Annotated in this window: 1 pseudogene; it reads left to right on the forward strand. The window is 35.4% G+C overall.

Features of this window, described 5'->3' with window-relative positions:
* Nucleotides 1-79: 79 nt before the first annotated feature.
* Nucleotides 80-285: pseudogene (locus HMPREF3263_RS10495) on the forward strand (hypothetical protein); the annotation flags it as partial.

Below are 285 nucleotides of genomic sequence, written 5' to 3' on the forward strand. Positions count from 1 at the left end.
TTGCATGAGTTGGTATCAAAATGCCAAATATAAACAACCGCCATTTTCTTATGAGATCGCTGCAATAAAGGAAGATTTTGTGTGGACATTCAATAAGGATAGTGAAATTAGACCGTTGTACGAAAAATACCGTGAGTGGATTCTTAATCCAGAAACAATGAAAAAATACCCGAATGAAAAACTCCAATCTTATGAAGAGTATAAAGAAAATTATATACGCAAACCTTGGGCAAAATGGCATATTATCCGAACTATTTTCCACCCAATCTGGATGGCATTCCTGCT

The sequence above is a fragment of the Haemophilus sp. HMSC61B11 genome (assembly GCF_001838615.1).
GTDB classification, from domain to species: Bacteria; Pseudomonadota; Gammaproteobacteria; order Enterobacterales; family Pasteurellaceae; genus Haemophilus_D; species Haemophilus_D parainfluenzae_AD.